The 1,061-nt window shown below is 52.8% G+C and carries 1 rRNA gene; it reads right to left on the minus strand.

Features of this window, described 5'->3' with window-relative positions:
* A 23S ribosomal RNA gene (locus tag ACFCZ1_RS38575) occupies positions 1-1,061 on the minus strand; the annotation flags it as partial.

The raw sequence follows: 1,061 nt of genomic DNA on the forward strand, positions 1-1,061 counted from the left end.
CGACTTTCGTCCCTGCTCGACTTGTAGGTCTCGCAGTCAAGCTCCCTTATGCCTTTGCACTCTACGAATGATTTCCAACCATTCTGAGGGAACCTTTGGGCGCCTCCGTTACACTTTAGGAGGCGACCGCCCCAGTCAAACTGCCCACCTGACACTGTCTCCCGGGTCGATAAGACCCGTAGGTTAGAATTTCAATACAGTCAGGGCGGTATCCCACCAGCGCCTCCACCGAAGCTAGCGCTCCGGTTTCAATGGCTCCCGCCTATCCTGTACAAACTGTACCAAAATTCAATATCAGGCTACAGTAAAGCTCCACGGGGTCTTTCCGTCCTGTCGCGGGTAACCTGCATCTTCACAGGTACTATAATTTCACCGAGTCTCTGGTTGAGACAGTGCCCAAATCGTTACACCTTTCGTGCGGGTCGGAACTTACCCGACAAGGAATTTCGCTACCTTAGGACCGTTATAGTTACGGCCGCCGTTTACTGGGGCTTCAGTTCAGAGCTTCGCTTACGCTAACCCCTCTCCTTAACCTTCCAGCACCGGGCAGGTGTCAGCCCCTATACTTCGCCTTACGGCTTCGCAGAGACCTGTGTTTTTGCTAAACAGTCGCTTGGGCCTATTCACTGCGGCTTTCCGTTAAGAAAGCACCCCTTCTCCCGAAGTTACGGGGTCATTTTGCCGAGTTCCTTAACCAGAGTTCTCTCGCACACCTTAGGATTCTCTCCTCGCCTACCTGTGTCGGTTTGCGGTACAGGCACCTTTTATCTCGCTAGAAGCTTTTCTTGGCAGCGGGGAATCAAAGACTTCGCTCCATAAGGAGCTTCCCCATCACAGCTCAGCCTTCACGATAAGCGGATTTGCCTACTTATCAGCCTAACTGCTTGGACGTGCACAACCAATCGCACGCTTCTTCTATCCTTCTGCGTCCCTCCATTGCTCAAACGATAAAGAGGTGGTACAGGAATATCAACCTGTTGTCCATCGCCTACGCCTGTCGGCCTCGGCTTAGGTCCTGACTAACCCTGAGCGGACGAGCCTTCCTCAGGAAACCTTAGGCA

Origin of the sequence: Streptomyces sp. NPDC056224 (assembly GCF_042267665.1) — a bacterium.
Taxonomy (GTDB): Bacteria; Actinomycetota; Actinomycetes; order Streptomycetales; family Streptomycetaceae; genus Streptomyces.